Below are 19792 nucleotides of genomic sequence, written 5' to 3'. Positions count from 1 at the left end.
GCGTCAGGACGCAGGGACAGGCGCGCCCGCGGACCTCCGCTGGAAGTAGTCGACCACCACGTAGCGCCGCGCGAGGAGGCCGAAGACGACGGCCGCGATCAGGATGAGCCCCGCGAAGAAGAGGTATTGAAGCGCGCCCGTGAACACGTTGAGCGCCGCGACGCCGGCGGTGATCAGGTTGCCGACCGTCACGGTGAGGTTCCAGAAGCTCATGATGGTGCTCTTCATCTCCCGCGGCGCCTGGGAGTAGGCGAACTCGAGGCCCGTGGTGGACACGAGCACCTCGGCGAACGTGATGAGCAGGTACGGCCCGGCCTGCCAGAGCACGCTCGGGCGTTGACCCGAGGTCATGGCGAGCTCGATGGCGGCGACCGCCACGAACGAGAGCCCCGTGATCGCCATGCCGGCCGTCATGCGGCCGAGCGCCGTGAGGCGGACGCCGCGCCGCTCGAGGGCGGGGTAGAGGATCATCGTGTTGAAGGGGATGATCAGCATCACGAGCAGCGGGTTCAGCGCCATGAGCTGCGACGGAGCGAGCTTGTGGCCGAGGACCTCGAGATCCATGCGGGTCGCCTGGACGATCCAGGTCGACCCCTTCTGGTCGAACAGCGCCCAGAACACCGGGATGGGGGCGAAGATCGTCATCACCCGCAGGACGGCCTTGGCGCCGTCGATCGCGCCCTCCGGGTGCCTGCCGCGCGCCGCATCGAGGAAGTGCACGCGCGCGGTGCTGCCATGCGCGTCGCGCCCTACCCGGACGGCGTCCCAGAGGACGCGAAGGAACGAGTGCGGGTTCTTGCCGGTCGGCGGCACGTGCACATACCGGTCGCGCCCACTCCAGAACACGAGCGTCGCGATGAACATGAGCGCGCCCGGGATCCCGAACGCCACCCTCGGCCCCCACCACTCCAGCGTCTTCGGGATCAGCGCCGACGCGAAGAACGAGCCGAAGTTGATGATCCAGTAGAAGAGGGCGAACACGCTCTTGACGAGGTGCTTGTTCTCCTCGGAAAACTGGTCACCGACGTGCGCCGAGACGCAGGGCTTGATGCCGCCCGAGCCGAGGGCGATGAGCGCGAGCCCCACATAGAAGCCGGCCGGGCGGCTCTCGAAGATCGCGAGGCAGGCGTGCCCCGCGCAATAGACGAGCGAGAGCCAGAGGATCGTCCTGTACTTCCCGAGAAAGCGGTCGGACAGGAATCCACCGAGGAGCGGGAAGAAATAGCAGGCGCTCACGAACAGGTGGTAATTGGCCTTGGCCACATGCTCGTGGATCAACATGTAGTTGATCATGAAGAACGTTAAGATGTTCTTCATCCCGTAGAAGCTGAAGCGCTCGCACCCCTCGTTTCCGATGATGTACTTGATCTGAGGGGGGAATCGGTTGGTGCTCGGAGCAGTTTGCGTCATGGCGAGGCCCTCGCGCGCGCCATCCATCCGTAGACCGCCTCCCGCGCCAGGGCAATCCGCGCTGCCTCCCTCCCCTCCGGAGAGCGCCGGCGCGGCCGGCGGTCGAGCGCGGGGCGCCCGAGCTGCGCACCCTGTGGTCAAGGTGTACGACGGTGGCAAAACGGCGCGCGCGCGCGCGCCAACGACGCCGACGCGGACGCCGATCGACGATCTACGCGTGGGATTCAGGCTGCAAGCATTGACACCCTGGAAGGCCATCGTCGTATCCTCCCGGTAGCTCCGCGTTACGACCCCCGTCGTCGGCAACTCTGCCGAGGGAAGGTTCATGGAAAAGCTCAAATCGCGCTTCAGGCTCGCGCCGACGTATACCCTGCTCTGGCTCGCCGCGGCGGCCCTCTCCGCCGTGGCATCGTGTTCGGACGGCGGCCCCAGCACGAGCGCGTGCGTCGCGCCGGAGACGGAGTGCGACGGCATCTGTATCAACACGGGCACGAGCACGAGCCACTGCGGCGCGTGCGGCGTGGCGTGCGGCAGCGACCAGACCTGCCGCGACGGCGCGTGCGTGGCCGCGTGCGACGACGGCCTCGCAGCGTGCGGCGACAGCTGCGTCGACACCGAGAGCGACGAGGCGAACTGCGGCCGCTGTAACAACGCCTGCGAGGAGGGGCAGACCTGCGAGGCCGGCGAGTGCCAGGACGAGGGCGGCTGCCCCGCGGGGCGCACCGACTGCGGCGGCACGTGCGTCGACGTCGCGTCCGATCCGAGCAACTGCGGCGAGTGCGGCGCCGCGTGCACGGACGGCCAGACCTGCGAGTCCGGCGAGTGCCAGGACGGCGAGTGCTCGCAAGGGCTCACCGACTGCGACGGCGCCTGCGTCAACCTCCGGAACGACGCCGCGAATTGCGGCGAGTGCGGCATCACGTGCACGGAGGACCAGACGTGCGTCGCCGGCGTGTGCCAGGACGGCTGCGGCTCCGGGCTCACGGCCTGCGACGGCGTCGACGTCTGCGTCGACCTCCAGACCAACGCCGAGCATTGCGGCGAGTGCGGCACCGCGTGCAACGACACGCAGGTCTGCCAGGCCGGGGCGTGCGCGTGCACGGTGAGCCCGGGCACCGATCTCGGCAGCGCCGTGCCGCAGATCGTCAACGGCACGACCGCGGGCCAGGCGAACACCTATTCCCCGACGTGCTCCGCCACGAGCTCGGGCGAGCGCATCTACTCGTTCACCGCCGCGACCGCGGGCGTCTACTCGTTCGACAGCACGAACTCCGGCTACAGCGTCGTCCTCGCCCTCCTCGACGCGACGGGCTGCTCCGAGCTCGCGTGCAGCGCCGACCCGAGCGCGGTCATCACGGCCGACCTGGCCATGGGCCAGACCGTCTACATCGTGGTCGACGGCGCGGAGGGCCAGGCGGGCACCTTCGAGCTGAGCGTGACGCGCGCGAGCGCACCCAGCTGCCCGGCGGGGACCCTCGCCTCGTCGGTGCCGCAGACGATCACCGGCAGCACGGTCGGCCGGCCCAACAGCGTGCGGCCGACCGTGACGACGGCCTGCCGCGCATCGCTCAGCCCCGACGCGGGATACGCGTTCACGGCGCCCGTCGCCGGCGACTACACCTTCGATACGTTCGGATCGGCGTTCGACACGATGCTCCACGTGCACGACGCGGACTGCAGGGGGGCTCAGCTCGCGTGCAACGACGACACGGACGTCGAGCAGTCGGAGGTCACGGTGACGCTCGCGGCGGGTCAGACCGTCGTGGTCGTGGTGGACGGCTCCGCCGACACCAGCACTGGCGCGTTCACGCTCAACGTCAAGCGGGCCGTCCCGCCGCCGGTATGCGACGGCTCGGGCACCTGCGGCGACGGCGGCTCGGGCTGCACCCGGTGCGCGTTCGAGAGCAGCTGCGCCGACGAGCTCGCGGCGTGCACCGACAGCATCCCGTGCATGGAGTACGTGAGCTGCTTCCGCACGTGCGACACGGCCACCTGCAAGGAGGGGTGCAGGACGGCAGACCCGGCAAGCGCGGCCATCTACGACGCGATGCTCCAGTGCGCCCACTGCGAGGTGTGCCGGACCGATTGCAGCGGCTCGGAAGTCGTGTGTCGCTGAGCGGGCGGGTGAAATAGAAACGCTGCGTCACCCGTGTTACGAACGGGTTGATGCAGCGCATCCTCCACGGCCACTTCTGGACGGTCGCTCCCTGGCTCAAGCATCAGATTCGCGCCCCGCGGCTCCCCCCGTCTTCCCCCTTCGCGGTCCACGTCGATGAGACTCCTGCCGGGCCCGTCCGGGTGCTCGGCAGGATCCGCCACCGAGACGAGGCGGGCTCGATCCTCGTCGTCGTCCACGGGCTCGGCGGCACGAGCGAGAGTTATTATGTGCTCGAGGCCGCCCTGAGGGCCGAGCGCGCCGGGCTCGCCTGCCTGCGCATCAACCTGCGCGGCGCCGGGGGCGACGGAGACGACATCTACCACGCTGGCCTGTTCTCCGATCTCCACGCCGCCATCACCTCCCCCGAGCTCGACCGGTACGAGCGTGTGCTCGTCCTCGGCTACTCGCTGGGCGGGCATATCGCCCTCCGTTACGCGGCCTCGGGCTCGCTCGACGGGCGCGTCCACGCCGTGGCGGCGGTCTGCCCGCCGCTCGATCTGGAGCGAGCCGTCGCCGCCATCGATCAGCCCGAGCGGTGGGTGTACCGCAGGCACGTGATGTCCGGGCTGAAGGAGATGTACACCGCCGTCGCCTCGCGCCGCGCCGTGCCCGTGCCCCTCGACGAGGCGCTCGCCATTCGCACGATCCGCGAATGGGACCGTCGCATCATGACGCGACGCTTCGGCTACCAGAGCGCGGAGGCCTACTACGCGAGCGAGAGCGCCGCCCCGCGCCTCCGCGACGTCGCCGTCCCGTCGCTGATCGTCGCGACGGAGGCCGACCCGATGGTGCCGCTCGCCACGGTGCGGCCGGCGATCGAGGCGCACCCGCGCTCGCCGCTGCTCGACGTGCAGTGGCTCCGGCACGGCGGGCACGTGGGCTTCCCGCGGACGCTCAGCCTCGGGTTCGGGGCGGCGCCGGGCCTCGAATCCCAGGTCATCCACTGGCTCACGAGGCATTGACGCGCGGGCGCGGGCGCGGCCGTGCCCGCGGCGCTCTGGTTCGGGCTCCCCAGGGCATCGGGGCGCGGGAGCGCGATCCGATCACCGCGCGGCCGCGGCGACGTCACCCGCGCAGCGCGGACGGCGTCAGCGCATAGACGTCGACGTCCACGCCCGGGCTATAGAGCACGTGCGGCGCCCCCGTCGGTGCGGGCAGGCCGGCCGCGGCGACGACGCTCTCCTCGACGTGGGTCACCTCGGCCTGGTGGAGCGGATAAGGCGCGTGGTGCACCTGCCCGATCTTGAGCGCGTCGCCGCTCGAGGCGAACAGCAGGTAGCGCTCGGCCAGGAAGTGCTCGAAGGTCCCCGGCGCCGCGGCGCGGCCGTCGATCGCCGCGCCGACGCGATAGCGCGCCTCGAAGCGCGCAGGCACGGGGCCCGGCCAGCGCCGCGCGCTGCGGTAACGGACCTCCCCGTCCCTCGATTCGAGATCCATCGACGCGTAGTGATAGGGCAGGTGCCAGCCGACCCGGGCCGCGACGACCGCGATCGCCTTGGCCGCGTCCAGGCTGAAGAACCATACGCCTGGCGCTCGCCCCTCCTGGTGAACGTAGGTGCGGACGTTGAGCTCGTGGAAGTTCGAGATCCCCGGCACGCTCGGCGACCACCAGGGGCTGACGTCGCGCATGGTGAAGGCGACGACGCCGACGTACGCCCTGCCCTCGAAGGTGTCGAGTTCGAGCGCAGGCGGCACGACGGCGCGCAGCGCGGCGATCGGCGTCTCCCAGTGCAGGAAGAGCAGCTCTCTCCAGCGCTGGAAGCCCGCCGGGCGGCCAGGGGGGCGGAGTGTGGGGGCGATTCGGTCCACGGCGACCTCAGCATAGGACGGCGCGGTCAGAAGATCTCCTCTCGCGGCGGGCAATGGCATGGGGATATCCTGCGCGCGGGGCCGAACGGGCACGGAGCGGAGGCACGATGAAGAAGCTCATCAATGCGCCGGACGATCTCGTCGATGAGGCGCTCGAGGGTATGGCGGTCGCGCACGCCGAGCTCCTCCGGGTGAACGCCGCGCCGCGCTTCGTCACGCGCGCGGAGGCGAAGGGCAAAGGCAAGGTCGCGCTGCTGTCCGGCGGCGGCAGCGGGCACGAGCCGCTGCACGCCGGGTTCGTCGGGCGCGGCATGCTCGACGCCGCCTGCCCCGGCGCCGTGTTCACGAGCCCGACGCCCGACCAGATCTTCGAGGCGACGCGGGCCGTCGACGGCGACGCCGGCGTGCTCCACATCATCAAGAACTACACCGGCGATGTGATGAACTTCGAGATGGCCGCCGAGCTCGCGCGCGAGGCGGGAATCCCGGTGGAGGGCGTGCTCGTGAACGACGACGTGGCGGTCGAGGACAGCCTGTACACTGCCGGACGGCGCGGCGTGGGGACGACCGTCCTCGTCGAGAAGATCTGCGGCGGCGCCGCCGAGGCGGGCCGCCCGCTCGAGGAGGTGGCGGCGCTCGGTCGACGGGTCAACGCGCGCGGCCGCAGCATGGGGGTCGCGCTCTCCGCCTGCACGGTGCCGCACGCCGGCAAGCCGTCGTTCGAGCTCGGCCCGGGTGAGATGGAGGTCGGCATCGGCATCCACGGCGAGCCTGGCCGGCGGCGGGCCAAGCTGGAGCCGGCCGACCGGGTGGCCGAGATCCTGATGCAGCCGATCCTCGACGACCTGCCGTTCGAGCCGGGCGACGACGTGCTGCTGTTCGTCAACGGCATGGGCGGGACGCCGCTCCTCGAGCTCTACGTCGTGTACCGCAAGGCGTGCGCGATCGCGCAGGGCCGCGGCCTCAAGGTCGCGCGCAGCCTCGTGGGGTCGTACATCACGTCGCTCGAGATGGCCGGCGCGTCGGCGACCCTGCTCAAGCTCGACGACGAGATGGTCCGCTGGTGGGACGCGCCGGTGCACACGCCGGCGCTGCGCTGGGGGACCTGAGCCATGGACGCCTTGAACGGCGTGCACATCGCGGCGTGGCTCGAGCGCGCGGCCGACGTCATGGAGCGCGAGAAGGTGCTCCTGACCGAGCTCGACGCGGCGATCGGCGACAGCGACCACGGCGTCAACATGGCGCGCGGCTTCACGGCGGTGCGCGTCCGGCTCGGCGGCCTCGATCACGGCGACGTCGGCGCGCTGCTGAAGGGCGTCGGGATGATCTTGCTGTCGACCGTCGGCGGGGCGAGCGGCCCGCTCTACGGCACGCTGTTCCGCGACGCGGGCCAGCGGGCGGCCGGCGCCGCGGCGCTCGACCTCGCGGCCCTGGCCGGGTGCCTCGAGGCGGGCCTCGACGGCGTGAAGCGGCGAGGCAAGGCGTCGCCCGGTGACAAGACGATGGTCGACGCGCTCTCCCCTGCGGTCGACGCGCTCAAGGCCGCGCTGAGCGCGCCGGCGCCCGCGGGCGAGCCGGCGCGCTCCCCGCTCGTGGACGGGCTCGCTCGCGCCGCCGAGGCGGCGCAGGCCGGCGCCCTTGCGACCGTGCCGCTCATCGCTCGCAAGGGCCGGGCGAGCTACCTCGGTGAGCGCAGCGCTGGGCACCAGGACCCCGGCGCCACGTCGTGTTCGCTCTTGCTGCGGAGCCTGGCCGCGACGGCAGGCGTATGAGCGGGGCGGCGGGCCGCGTCGGGCTCGTCCTGGTCTCCCACAGCCGGGAGCTCGCCGGGGCCACCGAGGCGCTGGCCCGCCAGATGACCGGCGAGGCGGTCGCCATCGCGTGCGCGGCGGGCACGGGCGACGGCGGCGCAGAGCTCGGCACCGACGCGACCGCGATCGCCGCGGCGATCGAGCGCGTCTGCGGGCCGGCCGGCGCCATCGTGCTGATGGATATCGGCGGCGCGATCCTGAGCGCCGAGACGGCGCTCGAGCTCATCGATCCAGCCATCGCCGCGCGCACGCGCCTCACCGGCGGGCCGATCGTGGAAGGGGCGATCGCGGCCGCCGTGCGGGCGGCGGCGGGCGGCACGCTCGATCAGGTCGCCGCGGAGGCGCGGCAGGCGCTCGTGCCGAAGGCCGAGCAGCTCGGCGAGGCGGAGCGCCCCGCGGCGGCGGCGGTGGCCGCGACCGATGCGGCCGCGCCGGCCGCGATGGTCGAGCTCGCGATCGCCGATCCGGGCGGCCTGCACGCCCGCCCTGCGGCGCGGCTCATCACGCGCGCGGCGGCCTTCGACGCGGCGATCACCCTGGAGAACGTGACGGCCGCGCGCGGTCCGGTGCCGGCCTCGAGCCTGATCGCGCTCGCCTCCCTCGGGGCGCGCCGGGGCGACGTGCTGCGCTTGCGCGCGACCGGGCGGCAGGCGGGCGAGGCGGTCGAGGCGCTCGCTGCGCTCCTGCAGCGCGGCGCGCCAGCGGCCGCGCATACGGCGCCCCCCGCGTCGTGCCACGCGATCCCCGTCGCGCCCGGCGTCGCGCTCGGCCCCATGGTCCGGCTGGTGCGGTCGATCCCGGAGGTCCCCGAGACCACGGTCGACGATCCTGCGGCCGAGGCCGAGCGGCTGCGGCGGGCGCTCGATCTGGCAGCGCAGGACCTCGGCAGCGCGCTGCGCGGTACCGACATTCTCGACGCCCATCAGGCGCTGCTCTGCGACCCGGCGCTCGTCGACGAGGCGATCTCGCGCATCGAGCGGGAGCGCTGCAACGCCGCCTGGGCCTTCCGCCAGGCGATCGACGCCGCGGCCGCGATCTACCGGCAGCTCGAGGACCCGTACCTGCGGGCGCGCGAGGCCGACGTCCACGACGTGGGCGACGCCGTGGTGCGCGCCCTGCTCGGCGGCGCCGCGGCGGTGCTTCCCGACGGGCCGCCGGCCGTCGTCGTTGCCGAGGACCTCACGCCGTCGGAGGCCGCGCGGCTCGATACGGGGCGGGTGCTCGGCGTCATCGACCGGCGCGGCGGTCCCACCTCGCACGCCGCCATCCTGCTGCGGGGCGCCGGCATCCCCGCGGTCGCCGGGGCCGCGGCGCTGCTGCCGGACACGGGCGGCGCGCGCGCTGGCCTCGACGGCGCGACGGGCGAGGTGTGGCTCGACCCGGATCCCGAGACCACGATCGAGCTCGAGCGACGGCAGGCGGCCCTCCGCGCGTCACGGCGGCCGCCAGGCGCGCGGGACGGCCGGTTGCGCCTCGCCTGCGGCCGCGAGATCGAGCTCTGGGCAAACGTGGCTGGCCCCTCGGACGCGCGCGCCGCGCGCGAGGCGGGCGCCCTCGGGATCGGGCTCCTGCGCACCGAGATGCTGTTCCTGGACCGCGTGGACGAGCCCGGCGAGGACGAGCAGGCGGAGCTGCTCGCGGAGACCTTCGCGGCGTTCGCCGGCGCTCCGATCGTGGTCCGCACGCTCGACGCCGGCGGCGACAAATCGCTGCCGTACCTCGAGCTCGACGCTGAGGCGAACCCCAGCCTGGGCGTCCGCGGCGTCCGCCTCTCCCTCGCGCGGCCGGCGCTGCTCGAGGCGCAGCTCCGCGCGATCCTGGTCGCGGGGCGCGGCCATGACATCCGGGTGCTGGTCCCGATGGTCTCGACCGCCGCGGAGGTGAGCGCCGTGCGCGCCGCGCTGGAGCGCGCGCACGAGACGCTCGCGGCGACGGGCGCGGCGCACCGCTGGCCCGTGGCCACGGGCATCATGGTCGAGGTGCCGTCGGCGGCGCTCATGGCGGAGCGCCTCGCGCGCCAGGCCGACTTCTTCAGCATCGGGACCAACGATCTGACGCAGCACACGCTGGCGGCCGAGCGCGGTCACCCGCGGCTGCACGCGCTCGCGGATCCGGCGCACCCGGCCGTCCTGCGGCTCGTGCGCGGGGTGGTGGAGGCGGGGCACGCCGCGAAGCGGCCGGTCTCGGTGTGCGGCGAGGCCGCCGGCGATCCCGACGTCGCGCCGCTCCTCGTCGGCCTCGGGATCACGCGCCTCAGCATGAGCGCCTCCGCGTTCGACGCGGTGGAGGACGCGCTCGCCGGCGCCTCGTTCGCCGATCTCGCCGCCATCGCCGAGGAGGCGCTCGCGGTCGACGACGCGGCAGCGGCCCGCGCCGCGGCGCGGCGTCCGGGCTGACGTCGCTGCTGTGACCGAGCAGCCAGACGCCTGGCGACGGACCGCCAGACGTCTGGCCAGTCCGGCGCCCGATCTCCCGAGCGATCCGGCCGCGACCGTCGATGCGCCGCTCGCTACAGCGCCCCCGCCGGCGCGGCGCCCTCGCGCGCGGAGCGCGCGGTGGTGTCGCCCGAGGGCTGACTTGCCCGCACCGGGTGTCCCAGCATGCACGCGCCTTCTTCGGGCAGCTCCGTCGCCGCATCGCACGCCGCGAGCTCCCAGCCGGTCGCCTGTTCGGCGTCGCTCCCGGTGAGGTCGGCACCTCGGAGGTTGGCAGCGGTCAGATCGGCGGTGACGAAGGTCGACTCCATCAGCGCGGCGCCCGAGAGGTCCGCCCCGGCGAGGCGCGCGTTCCGGAAGCTGCTCTGGGTGAGATCGGCTCGGGAGAGATCGAGCCCCGACAGATCCAGCCCGTCGAAGCTGCGGTGACCGCTCCGCGCGAGGAGACGTACGGCGGCGGACCGTTGCGCGGCGTCGCCCGAGGCGAGCGTGGCGCGCAGCCGGAAGACCGCCAGGCGCGACGGATCGAGGCCGTAGACGAGCGTCGCGGCGAACGCGGCGAGCACGAGGCGGGCGCCCAGGGAGCGCGCGGCGTCGCGCTCGGTACCGAAAAGAGGCAGCGCGAAGGTCAAGAGCGCCGCGCCCAGCACGCTGCCGGCATGCGCTGCCACGAGGAGACCGCGCGGAGGGATCTTCGCCAGAGCGACGGCGGCCGCGAGGACGAGGAGCAACACGCCGCCGGCGAGCGCGAGGCGCAGCTCGGTCGGCCGCGTGAGCAGGGGCGCGTCCGGCGCCCTCCGAGGGCCACCGGACACGGCGGGGCGGCGGCCCGGCGGAGGCTCGCGCTCACCGGCAGCGCGGCGCGAGGCGCTGGCGGCCACGCCCTGGCGGGGCACGTCGGTCGCGAGGGGCATCCGCTGCGACTCGGGTGGCGCCGAAATCCGTTGCGATGACCACGCCGCCTCCATCCGCCGCGAGTCCGGCGCCGCCTCCAGCCGCCGCGAGTCCGGCGCCGCCTCCAGCCGCCGCGAGTCCGGCGCCGCCTCCAGCCGCCGCGAGTCCGGCGCCGCCTCCAGCCGCCGCGAGTCCGGCGCCGCCTCCAGCCGCCGCGAGTCCGGCGCTGCCTCCATCCGCCGCGAGTCCGGCGCCGCGGGGCGACGGCTCCGCTCCGCGCTCTCGGGGACCGCGTCGGCGCTCGCGAGGGCGTCGCGCAGCGGCGAAGGGAACGACGCGATGTCGTCGAACGACGCGCCCGCGCTCGCCAGCGCCAGGATGGCCTCCTCGTCGAAGCCGGAGCGCGTGCACGCCGAGGGATCGACGCGCGCGCCCACGAGCGAGCCCGCCGAGGAGAACGAGCGCGGGAGCTTGGCCCCGCGCAGGTCCGCGGCCGCGAGCAGCGCCCCGCCGAGCAGCGCCCCCGAGAGATCGGCCCAGCGCAGGTCGGCCCCGGTGAGGTCGGCGTTGACGAGCGACGCGGCGTCGAGCCGCGCCCCCCCGAGGTTCGCGCCGGTGAGCTTGGCCCCGTCGAGGCGCGCGCCTGCGAGGTTCGCGCCCTGGAGGTCGGCGCAGCGCAGGTGCGCAGCCGCGAGGTCCGCCCCCGGGAGCTCGATGGCGGTGCTCTCGCCGCCGCGGCGCGACGAGAGGGCACCGAAGAGCGTGTGGAGAGCTGCGGTGTCCATGGCGGCGCCGCCTACTCATCCGGGTCGATGGTGCCGATCGTGCTGGCGAACACCACCTGCCCGTCCTTCATGTAGCCGTCCAGCGCGAACCACGCGTGCGTATTGTCCCCGTCGAGGTCGCCTCGCGCATAGGCGGCCCACCTGCGATCCTCCGGCACGTCGTCCGGAAAATGGTTGACGGAGACGGGCATGGGAGAGCCGCCCAGTCGATATCGATACTGGTACGACTGAGGGTGGGTGACCGCGAACGCAAGGCACTTCCAGCCTACGGTCGGGCTGCCGGTGTTGTAGTCAACACCAGGGCTGGGGTCGGGCTGATATTTCTTCCCCTGGACACGAGAGAACCCGTTGGGCACCGTGACCGCATCGCTGCACAGCGGCTGGATCGCCGCGGTGCCCGACATCGCCTGAAGGCGTTCGGCCGAACTGACGACCGCCCTGGCGATGCCGCCGATCGTCTGCTTGGCCTCGGCCGATTTGGCGAACACGAGGTACTTGGACACCCCCTGGGTCGCCAAGGCGGCCAGGATCGTCACGACCCCGCCCGCGACCATCACCTCGACGAGCGAGAAACCTCGTTGACCTCGCCCTCGAGCTGCCCACTCCACGCCAGGTCGAAAATTTCTTGCCACGATACAACTATATACCGGGGCTGTTCATCGATAAACAAGCACAACCCAGAGCGCTCTGGCCCATGGAAGGCTGTTTGGTCGGGGGTTGTGGGGAGTTGGGTCGTGCGGGCGGCGCGACTCCCACGTAGGCCCCGGAAGAAGCGATGTGGCGGCGCGGTGAGCGCGCGTGGTGCATCGTGCGCTCGGCGTCGTGCCAGTCGCTCTGGTCGCTCCGGCCGCGCCCGTCGCTCCGGCACGGCGGCGAGCGCGGATGGGCGGTAGCTCAGGCGCGCGGGCCAGCGGTCTTGGGCGGCGGATCCCCGGCGAGGAACGCTTCCAGCGCATCGGCGATGCGCTCGCCGGTCTTGCCGTCCCATCCTTCAGGCACGGAGCCTCGCTTGGCGCGGCCGTCGAGGATCGCGTCGACCTCGCGCGCGATGAGCGCGGCGTCGAGCCCAACGACGATGTTCGTGCCCTGCGTCACGGTGATGGGCCGCTCGGTGCCCTGACGCATCGTGAGGCACGGGATCCCGAGCGCGGTCGTCTCTTCCTGGATGCCGCCGGAGTCGGTGGCGACGAGCAGCGCATTGCCCATCACGGTCACGAAATCGTCGTATCCGAGCGGCTCCATGATCCGGAGCCCCTTCGTCTCGCGGAGGCGCGCCGACAGCCCGAACGACTCGGCGCGGGCGACGGTGCGCGGGTGGACGGGGAACACGGTCGGCAGGCGCTGCGCGATCGCCTCGAGCGCGTCGAGCGTCTCGGCGAGCCGCTCGGCGCTGTCGACGTTGGCCGGGCGGTGGAGCGTCGCGATCGCGTACTTCTTCGGCTCGAGCCCGAAGCGCGAGAGCGCGTCCGTCTGGCGCTTGAGGGCGTAGTGGACCGAGTCGATCATCACGTTGCCGACAAACCGGATTCGCTCGGGCGGGATGCCCTCCGCGAGCAGGTTGGGGTGGGCGTCGTGAGAGGGGGTGAGCAGGAGATCGGAGAGCTGGTCGGTGAGGATGCGGTTGATCTCCTCGGGCATCGTCCAGTCCCGCGAGCGCAGCCCGGACTCCACGTGGACGACGGGAATGCCGAGCTTGGACGCCGCGAGCGCGCCTGCGAGGGTGCTCGTGACGTCCCCGACGACGACAACCACCTTGGGCCGGTGCTCGATCATGTCGGCCTCGGCGCCGACGAGGACCGCCGCGGTCTGCTGGGCGTGCGAGCCGCCGCCTGCCTTGAGCGTGTGATCCGGCGTCGGCAGGCCGAGGTCCCGGAAGAACACATCGCTCATCGTCGTGTCGAAGTGCTGCCCCGTGTGGAGCAGCCGCATCGGTAGACGGCGCGCCTTGAGGGCGCGGCAGATGGGGGCGAGCTTCATGAAGTTCGGGCGCGTCGCGGCGACGAGGTAGATCATCTCGACCGAGGATGATGCCGTGGTACTCGGCGCAGCACCAGCGTTTTGACGGAGCCGCGGGCGCGGCCGGCGCTCGATATCCTCACTGCTTCCTGGCTACTTCCCGGCTACTTCCTGACTACTTCCTCACTACTTACGATTACGATACCTAGGCGCCGCGGTTCGCCATCGCGCCCGCGACGCCGCCCACGTCGGACGGGTCGGACCTACGCTCGCGCTCCGCCGAGCGCCGCGCCCTGCGTGTGCGCCACCACCGCTCGACGCTCATCACCGGCAGGATCGACATCGCCACCAGCGTCGACTTCACCCACGCGTCGAGCGAGAGCGGCGCCGAGCCGAACAGCGTGTGCATGAACGGCGCATAGACGAAGCAGAGCTGCAGCGCGAGCAGCGCGCCGATCCCGACGTACACCCAGGGATTCGAGAACAGCCCGATCTTCAGCATCGAATCGCGCAGCGACCGGCAGTTGAGCACGTAGAAGATCTGGAACAGCACGACCGTCGTGACCGCCGCGGTCTGGGCCTCGCGGTAGGCGATCTCCGAGACGACGCCGCCGCGCACCTCCGTGAAGTACTCGTAAAAGAACAGCCCGATCGCCCCGGCCGTCATGAGGACCGCGACGATCGCCGTGCGCACGAGCACGAACCGGCTCAGGATCGGCTCGCCGGGATCCCGCGGCGGGCGGCTCATCACGTCCTTCTCCATCGCCTCGAACGCGAGCGGCAGGGAGAGCGCCACCGTGGCCACCAGGTTGACCCAGAGGATCTGGACGGCCGTGATCGGCATGAGCGGCGCGCCCCCGACGATCGGGAAGCTCATCACCGCCACGAGCAGGATCAGCGCTTCGCCCAGGTTCGTCGGCAGGACGAACGCGAGCGACTTGACCAGGTTGTCATAGACGCGGCGCCCCTCCTCGACCGCCGACCGGATGCTCGCAAAGTTGTCGTCCGTCAGGACGACGTCGGCGGACTCCTTCGACACCGCGGTCCCCGTGATCCCCATGGCCACGCCGATGTCCGCTTGCTTGAGCGCCGGCGCGTCGTTCACGCCGTCGCCGGTCATCGCGACGACCTTCCCCTCGGCCTGCAGCGCCTTCACCAGGCGGAGCTTGTGCTCCGGCGCGACGCGCGCGAACACGTGCGTGGACGTCGCCGCCGCGCGCAGCTCGTCCTCCGAGAGCCGCGAGAGCTCCGTGCCGTTCATCGCGCGCGCCCCGTCGCGCACGAGCCCGAGCTGCCCGCCGATCGCCCGCGCGGTCGCCAGGTGGTCGCCCGTGATCATCTTCACGGTGATCCCGGCCGCGTGGCACGCCTTGATCGCGTCGATCGCCTCGGGCCGCGGCGGGTCGATCATCCCCTCCAGGCCGAGGAGCTCGAACCCCTCCGGGAGGTGCTCCTCGTCGAGCGAGGCCGCGTCGCGGCCCGCCGGCCGCGACGCCACGGCGAGCACGCGCATGCCCTGCGCCGCCATCGCCTCGACCTGCGCCATCACCTGGGCCCGCCCCGCCTCGCCGATCGCGGCGCGGCCGAGCACCGCCTCGGGCGCCCCCTTCATGAAGATCACCCGGTCCCCGCCGGGGACCTCGTGGAGCGTCGCCATGAGCTGCCGCTCCGACGAGAACGGGACGACATCGACGCGGGGGTGCTCCCGCCGCGTCCCCTCGACGTCCACGCCGAGCTTCTGGGCCGCGACGACGAGCGCGCCCTCGGTCGGGTCGCCCTCGATGCCGCAGGCGTCCCCCTCGCGCGTCATGCGGGCGTCGTTGCAGAGCAGCCCCGCGCGGAGCAGCGCGCGCACCGCGTCGGGCACCTCGCCGACCGGCGCGCCATCGCGGCGGAGCTCGCCTTCGGGCGCGTAGCCGACGCCGGTCACCTCGAGCGCCGCTCCGGCCTGCTCGAACGCCGCCTCCCCTTGCGCGCCGGCGGCGGGCGTCCACAGGGCCCGGACCGTCATCTCGTTCCGCGTCAGCGTTCCGGTCTTGTCCGAGCAGATGACGCCCGTGCTGCCCAGCGTCTCGACCGCGGGCAGCTTCCGGATCACCGCGCGGCGCCGCGCCATCCGCTGCACGCCGATGGCGAGCGAGATGGTGATGATCGCGGGCAGCCCCTCCGGGATCGCGGCGACCGCGAGCGAGATCCCCGCGAGCATCGCGTCGACCGGCGGGTAGCCCCGGAGCAGCGCGACCCCGACGATGAGCAGCGCGACCGCGACGATCGCGATGGTCAGCACGCGGCCGACCTTGGCCATCGAGCGCGTGAGCGGCGTCTCGATCTCGGTCGCCTCGTGGAGCATCGAGGAGATGCGGCCGAGCTCGGTCGCGGCGCCCGTGGCGACGACCACCGCGGTGGCCGCGCCGCTGGTCACGAGCGTCCCGCCGAAGGCGAGGTTCTTGCGGTCGCCGACGCCGGCGTCCTCGGAGACCGCCGCGATATGTTTGTCCGATGGCACCGACTCCCCGGTGAGCGCCGACTCGTCCACGTGGAGGTTCTTCACCGAGAGCAGCCGGGCGTCGGCGGGGACCTTGTCGCCGGCGTCGAGCACCACCACGTCGCCGGGGACCACGTCGGCGGCGGGGATCACGCTCCGCTGGCCGCCGCGCACGACCGTGGCCGTCTGGGGCACCATGTCGACGAGCGCCTCGATCGCCTTGCCCGCGCGGAGCTCCTGGACGAAGCCGATCGCCGTGTTGAGCACCACGACCGCCAGCACGACCGCGCCGTCGATCGCCTCGCCCATGGCCATCGCGAGGGCCGCCGACGCGAGCAGCACGTAGATGAGCGGATCGTTGATCTGACGGAAGAGCAGCTTGAGCGGGCCGTCGCCCTTCGCGCGCTGGATCACGTTGGGCCCGACATCCTTGAGCCGCCGGGCGGCCTCGTCGCCCGCGAGGCCGGCCTCGGCGCTCTCGATCTTGAAGAGCACATCGGGGGCAGGCAGGCTGTGCCAGGCGATCGCGGCCGACGGGGTGAGGACGCGTTGGGACATGGAGTCATCTCCTGCGGTGGCAGCCGCGCTGTGCGCGCTGATCCGACCGGCTGTGGCTGCTCATCACGTGGTCTTCACGTGGCTGGCGCGCGGTTCCCCCGTCTTTCGGCACGTCTCATGCCAGACCGCGCCAGAGCGTAACCGGGCTGTTCAGCACCCTGGGCGGCTCGCGCGGGCAGGCTGTCGGCGGGACCTTTTCACCCCGGCGGGGAATTTTGCCCCATAACGCTCTCCCCGCCCGTCCGGCGACACGTCAGAGAGGGGCGCGGGCTCGCGGCGCTTGCTGGTGCCTGCCTACCCGCGCGCGTAGGCGAAGGTGCCGTCGATGTTGAGCAGCCGCGTCGCCTGGACGAGCTCGGCCACGGTCACGCCGAAGCGCTGCACGAGCCGGTCGGCGACGTCGCGCCGGAGGATGTCCCTGCGAACGATGTGCAGCGTGCGGGGGGCGAAATACCCCTCGAGCTCCGCGAACGTGAGGCGCTGGTAGTCGGCGGTGCCGGGGACGGGCCGCCGCGACACGAGATCGTAAAAGAAGAAGATGCCGCCCGGCCGGAGCAGGCGGAGCGCCTTGTCCATGAGGCCTCGCTTGAGCTCCGCGTTGGTCACCGACGACAGGACGGCGAACATCATCACCACATCGAACGGGCCCCCGACGTCGGCCGTCAGGAAGTCGCCCGCGACGAAGCGGATGCCAGCGAAGCGCGAGCGCGCCGCTTCGGTGCGCTGCGCGACGAGATCGATGCCGGTGAGGCGCGTCGGATCCGCGCCGAGCTCGACCAGCCAGGCCAGGTTGGATCCCGACCCGCAGCCCACGTCGAGCACCGACATCTCGCGCAGCGCCTCGGGCGTGCGCACGCCGCACGCGACGAGCGCCTCGCGCAGGCGGCGCTGCCGCTGCCGCGCGACGAGGTACGGGTGGGCGTTGAGCAGGCTCGCCCAGGGGTTCCCGGGCAGGAAGCGCTCGGTGTAGTGCCGGTTGATCGCCGCGAGATCCCGCTCGAAGCCGCCCTCTTCAGCCATCGGTCCGCCTCCCTCCCCTGCGCCGCCTGCCCGCGCTGTCACGGCTGCCCCACGGCCCACGCCGGCAGGCGCTGGACGCCCCAGCGCACCGCCTTGAGCAGCCCGAGCGCCACCGTTTGCTCCACCGTGAGCCGGCGATGCGGCTTCCGCCGCGCGAGGTACGCGTCGAGGTAGCGCAGGAACTCCGGGTCCGGCTCCATGCCGCCCACCTCGCGCCGGATGCGCCGGTACTTGCGCGTCTTCCAGATGAAGTTCTCCCAGCTGTCGAAGTAGTCGTGCCGCATCAGGAGATCGGGCACGTAGACGACCCGCAGATCGGGGAAGTCCTTGGCGATCCGGTAGACGAGGTAGACCCCCTCGGCGCCGTAGAACTGATCGGGAAAGCCCCCGGTCGAGAGGTAGATGCCGCGCCGGATCGCCATGTGCCCCTCGGTCGCGAGGACGTCGTCGACAACGTCGTCGCCGCGGTCGTAGTGCCCCGCGAGCGTGCAGAAATAGGGGTGCTCCTTGGGGATGATCCGGCCGCGCATCGCCGCGATGCGGGCGTCCTGGAAGACGCGGCAGACGACCTCGACGAACGTCGGCGCGATGAGCCCGTCGTCGTCGATGAAGGCGACGTACTCGCCCCGCGCCCAGGCGATGGCGGCGTTGCGCGCGGCGTTCAGCGGGATGCCGTCGGTGAGGCGCAGCTCGACGTCGACGAGCGGGGCCGAGCGCGGCCGCAGGTGCTCGATGCCGCCGCTGTCCGCGAGCAGGATCTCGAACGGCACGTCGAGCGCAGCCGTCTGGCCGCGCGCGTGCTGGAGGCACTCGATCAGGTAGTCCTTCGCCTTGTACGAGATGACGATCAGCGTGAGCTTCGGCGACTGGACCTCGCGCCGCACGATGAGCTCCTTCACCTCGGGCGCGTACTTCGCGCGCCACGCCTCCTGAAGGGCGCGCTCGGCCTCGGGGAGCCCCGCTCGATCCTGGAGAAGATGGTCAGGCATCGCGGGCTCGCATGCCACGGGGGCCGCCGCGCAGGCAAGGATGTCGAGCGGGCGCCGCCCGGGGAGCGGCGTCGGCGCGCGCGCCGGGCGCGGCGTCAGCCCCCGCGGCTCGCCGCGACGTGCTCGAAGAGGCGCGCCAGCACCCCCGCGCTGGCGCGCGCGCTCAGCGCGGAGAGCGCCGCGGGATCGGGCTCGACGAGCGGCCGACCGGCCGCGCGCGCGTCGAGCGCGTCCTCGATGCGGCGCTCGATCGCCGCGGCGTCGCCGGCCGCGTGCGTCCAGCCGAGGCGGGTCGCGTCGAGGATGCGCGCGACCTCGGGGGACGGCGAGACCGCGAGGATGGGCGCGCGCGCGAGGAGGTAGTCGTAGAGCTTGCCCGGCAAGAGGTGGGGCTCGTCGCCGAAGCCGGTGAGCAGCGCCAGGTCGGCGCCCGCGACGAGGCCGAGCCCCTCGGCGTACGGGAGCACCGTGCGGTGCTCGAAGAGCCGCGACACCCCGAGCTCCTCGGCGAGGCGGAGGTCGCTCTTCGCGACGCGCCCCAGGTTGAGCAGCCGGATCGCGCCCGGGCCGAGCGACCTTCGGCGCGCGACGGCCGCGAGCGCCCGGACGAACGGCGCGAGGGTGCGCTCGCTGTAGCAGTTGCCGAAGTGCACGAGCGTCACCACCTCGCCGCGCTGGGAGGCGACCGCCGCGTCCGGATCGAAGCCCGTCCGGATGCACTCGACGCGGCGCGCGATCCCCCGCTCGGCGTAGGCGTCGCGGGTCATCTCAGACGTCACCGTGAAGGCCGCGGCGGCGCCCACCACGGCCCGCTCGACGAGCGCCGCGGCCGCGCGGCTCCACGCGGGCCGCGTCGCCATCACCGGGCCGAACGACCACGGATCGCGGAAGTCGACGACGACGGGTCGGCCGATGGCCCTCCCGGCCAGCACGCCCGCGAGCACGGTCTCCCACGGCGCCCCGCTCGCGAAGATCACCTCGGCGCCGACCTCGCGGGCGAGGCGCGCGATGCGGACCGCCAGGGCCGGGACGCGCCCCGTGTTCGGTCCGATCACCGGGACGTAACGGACCTCGGCGGCGAGGCGCGCGAGGCCTCTGCGGCGCGCGATCGGCGGCGCGGCCTCGGTCGGCGCCTCCTGGGTGCCGTCCGAGCCGAGCACCCGGCGCGGCATACGCGCAAGCTCGGCCTCGGAGAGGTAATCGCGGCGCACGTCGCCCGCAGGCAGCGAGCCCTCCGCGAACGACGGATCCAGCCGCTCCCCTGGGGGCGGCCTCGCGGTCAACACCGTCGCTGCCCAGCCATGCTCGGGTAGAAATTTTGCGAAGCGGTACGCGCGCTTACCGCCGACGCTGAACCGCGGTGGAAAGTAGTAGCTCACGAGGAGCGCGCGCCTCATGGCCGCGCCTATATCACGGCCGACCCAGGCGCCGCGCGCTCGCCTCGGGAGGCCGCTCCTGCCCGCGCATGTGCTACCGAGCCGC

The 19792-nt window shown here is 72.8% G+C and carries 14 protein-coding genes; 5 read left to right on the top strand and 9 right to left on the bottom strand.

Translation table 11 applies throughout. The annotated features are described in order from the left end of the window. Positions 1 to 3: 3 nt before the first annotated feature. Entirely contained in the window at positions 4 to 1410 is a 1407-nt protein-coding gene (locus WME79_RS14080; protein WP_437535343.1) for a POT family MFS transporter, read from the bottom strand. Between the two features lie 325 nt (positions 1411 to 1735). Between WME79_RS14080 and WME79_RS14075 the strand changes: the two genes are divergently transcribed. Beyond that, positions 1736 to 3526 carry an MXAN_6577-like cysteine-rich protein gene (locus WME79_RS14075; RefSeq protein WP_437535342.1) on the top strand — a complete coding sequence of 597 codons (1791 nt, stop codon included), beginning with the start codon at positions 1736 to 1738 and terminating at the stop codon, positions 3524 to 3526. Between the two features lie 50 nt (positions 3527 to 3576). Next, positions 3577 to 4530 carry an alpha/beta fold hydrolase gene (locus WME79_RS14070; protein WP_437535341.1) on the top strand — a complete coding sequence of 318 codons (954 nt, stop codon included), beginning with the start codon at positions 3577 to 3579 and terminating at the stop codon, positions 4528 to 4530. A 103-nt stretch (positions 4531 to 4633) separates the two neighbouring features. Here the strand turns inward: WME79_RS14070 and WME79_RS14065 are convergent, their stop codons facing one another. After that, positions 4634 to 5377, bottom strand: coding sequence for a YqjF family protein (locus WME79_RS14065; RefSeq protein ID WP_437535340.1), 744 nt, complete (start codon positions 5375 to 5377; stop codon positions 4634 to 4636). Positions 5378 to 5484: 107 nt separating this feature from the next. On the opposite strand from WME79_RS14065, the gene dhaK reads away from it, so the two are divergent. The 3 genes from dhaK to ptsP are packed head-to-tail and all read left to right on the top strand — an operon-like array spanning position 5485 to position 9584. After that, positions 5485 to 6486 carry a dihydroxyacetone kinase subunit DhaK gene (dhaK, locus tag WME79_RS14060; RefSeq protein WP_437535339.1) on the top strand — a complete coding sequence of 334 codons (1002 nt, stop codon included), beginning with the start codon at positions 5485 to 5487 and terminating at the stop codon, positions 6484 to 6486. A gap of 3 nt (positions 6487 to 6489) precedes the next feature. Further along, positions 6490 to 7149 (top strand): dihydroxyacetone kinase subunit DhaL, encoded by a 660-nt coding sequence (gene dhaL, locus WME79_RS14055; protein WP_437535338.1) that lies wholly within the window; start codon positions 6490 to 6492, stop codon positions 7147 to 7149. Continuing rightward, positions 7146 to 9584 (top strand): phosphoenolpyruvate--protein phosphotransferase, encoded by a 2439-nt coding sequence (gene ptsP, locus WME79_RS14050; RefSeq protein WP_437535337.1) that lies wholly within the window; start codon positions 7146 to 7148, stop codon positions 9582 to 9584. Before dhaL ends, ptsP begins: the two co-directional genes overlap by 4 nt. Before the next feature lie 113 nt (positions 9585 to 9697). On the opposite strand, the gene WME79_RS14045 is transcribed toward ptsP, so the two are convergent. The 7 genes from WME79_RS14045 to WME79_RS14015 all read right to left on the bottom strand — a co-directional run bounded on the left by WME79_RS14045 (position 9698) and on the right by WME79_RS14015 (position 19707). After that, entirely contained in the window at positions 9698 to 11302 is a 1605-nt protein-coding gene (locus WME79_RS14045) for a pentapeptide repeat-containing protein (protein WP_437535336.1), read from the bottom strand. Positions 11303 to 11313: 11 nt separating this feature from the next. Then, the gene (locus WME79_RS14040) at positions 11314 to 11910 is read right to left on the bottom strand and encodes a pilin (protein WP_437535335.1); all 597 of its coding nucleotides are present in this window, start codon (positions 11908 to 11910) and stop codon (positions 11314 to 11316) included. 286 nt (positions 11911 to 12196) lie between these two features. Then, entirely contained in the window at positions 12197 to 13315 is a 1119-nt protein-coding gene (gene wecB, locus WME79_RS14035; RefSeq protein WP_437535334.1) for a non-hydrolyzing UDP-N-acetylglucosamine 2-epimerase, read from the bottom strand. 148 nt (positions 13316 to 13463) lie between these two features. Then, a complete protein-coding gene (locus tag WME79_RS14030; protein ID WP_437535333.1) occupies positions 13464 to 16301 on the bottom strand; it encodes a cation-translocating P-type ATPase in 2838 nt (945 codons plus the stop codon). 294 nt (positions 16302 to 16595) lie between these two features. Further along, a complete protein-coding gene (locus WME79_RS14025; RefSeq protein WP_437535332.1) occupies positions 16596 to 17321 on the bottom strand; it encodes a class I SAM-dependent methyltransferase in 726 nt (241 codons plus the stop codon). A gap of 38 nt (positions 17322 to 17359) precedes the next feature. After that, positions 17360 to 18310: a glycosyltransferase family 2 protein gene (locus WME79_RS14020; RefSeq protein ID WP_437535331.1), complete on the bottom strand. Its 951-nt coding sequence runs from the start codon at positions 18308 to 18310 to the stop codon at positions 17360 to 17362. A 95-nt stretch (positions 18311 to 18405) separates the two neighbouring features. Next, complete coding sequence (locus WME79_RS14015; RefSeq protein ID WP_437535330.1) at positions 18406 to 19707, bottom strand: glycosyltransferase; 1302 nt, start codon at positions 19705 to 19707, stop codon at positions 18406 to 18408. Positions 19708 to 19792 lie beyond the last annotated feature (85 nt).

The sequence above is a fragment of the Sorangium sp. So ce726 genome, from assembly GCF_051521405.1.
Taxonomy (GTDB): Bacteria; Myxococcota_A; Polyangia; order Polyangiales; family Polyangiaceae; genus Sorangium.
The sequence above is the reverse complement of the archived record's forward strand: the minus strand, read 5'-3'. Positions and strand labels throughout refer to the sequence as shown.

Excerpts from the sequence above, each read along its gene's own strand:
- WME79_RS14045 (WP_437535336.1), bottom strand. The coding sequence starts at position 11,302 with ATGGACACCGCAGCTCTCCACACGCTCTTCGGTGCCCTCTCGTCGCGC.
- WME79_RS14015 (WP_437535330.1), bottom strand. The coding sequence starts at position 19,707 with ATGAGGCGCGCGCTCCTCGTGAGCTACTACTTTCCACCGCGGTTCAGC.
- WME79_RS14080 (WP_437535343.1), bottom strand. The coding sequence starts at position 1,410 with ATGACGCAAACTGCTCCGAGCACCAACCGATTCCCCCCTCAGATCAAG.
- WME79_RS14030 (WP_437535333.1), bottom strand. The coding sequence starts at position 16,301 with ATGTCCCAACGCGTCCTCACCCCGTCGGCCGCGATCGCCTGGCACAGC.
- WME79_RS14025 (WP_437535332.1), bottom strand. The coding sequence starts at position 17,321 with ATGGCTGAAGAGGGCGGCTTCGAGCGGGATCTCGCGGCGATCAACCGG.
- dhaL (WP_437535338.1), top strand. The coding sequence starts at position 6,490 with ATGGACGCCTTGAACGGCGTGCACATCGCGGCGTGGCTCGAGCGCGCG.
- WME79_RS14020 (WP_437535331.1), bottom strand. The coding sequence starts at position 18,310 with ATGCCTGACCATCTTCTCCAGGATCGAGCGGGGCTCCCCGAGGCCGAG.
- WME79_RS14070 (WP_437535341.1), top strand. The coding sequence starts at position 3,577 with ATGCAGCGCATCCTCCACGGCCACTTCTGGACGGTCGCTCCCTGGCTC.
- wecB (WP_437535334.1), bottom strand. The coding sequence starts at position 13,315 with ATGATCTACCTCGTCGCCGCGACGCGCCCGAACTTCATGAAGCTCGCC.
- WME79_RS14075 (WP_437535342.1), top strand. The coding sequence starts at position 1,736 with ATGGAAAAGCTCAAATCGCGCTTCAGGCTCGCGCCGACGTATACCCTG.
- ptsP (WP_437535337.1), top strand. The coding sequence starts at position 7,146 with ATGAGCGGGGCGGCGGGCCGCGTCGGGCTCGTCCTGGTCTCCCACAGC.
- dhaK (WP_437535339.1), top strand. The coding sequence starts at position 5,485 with ATGAAGAAGCTCATCAATGCGCCGGACGATCTCGTCGATGAGGCGCTC.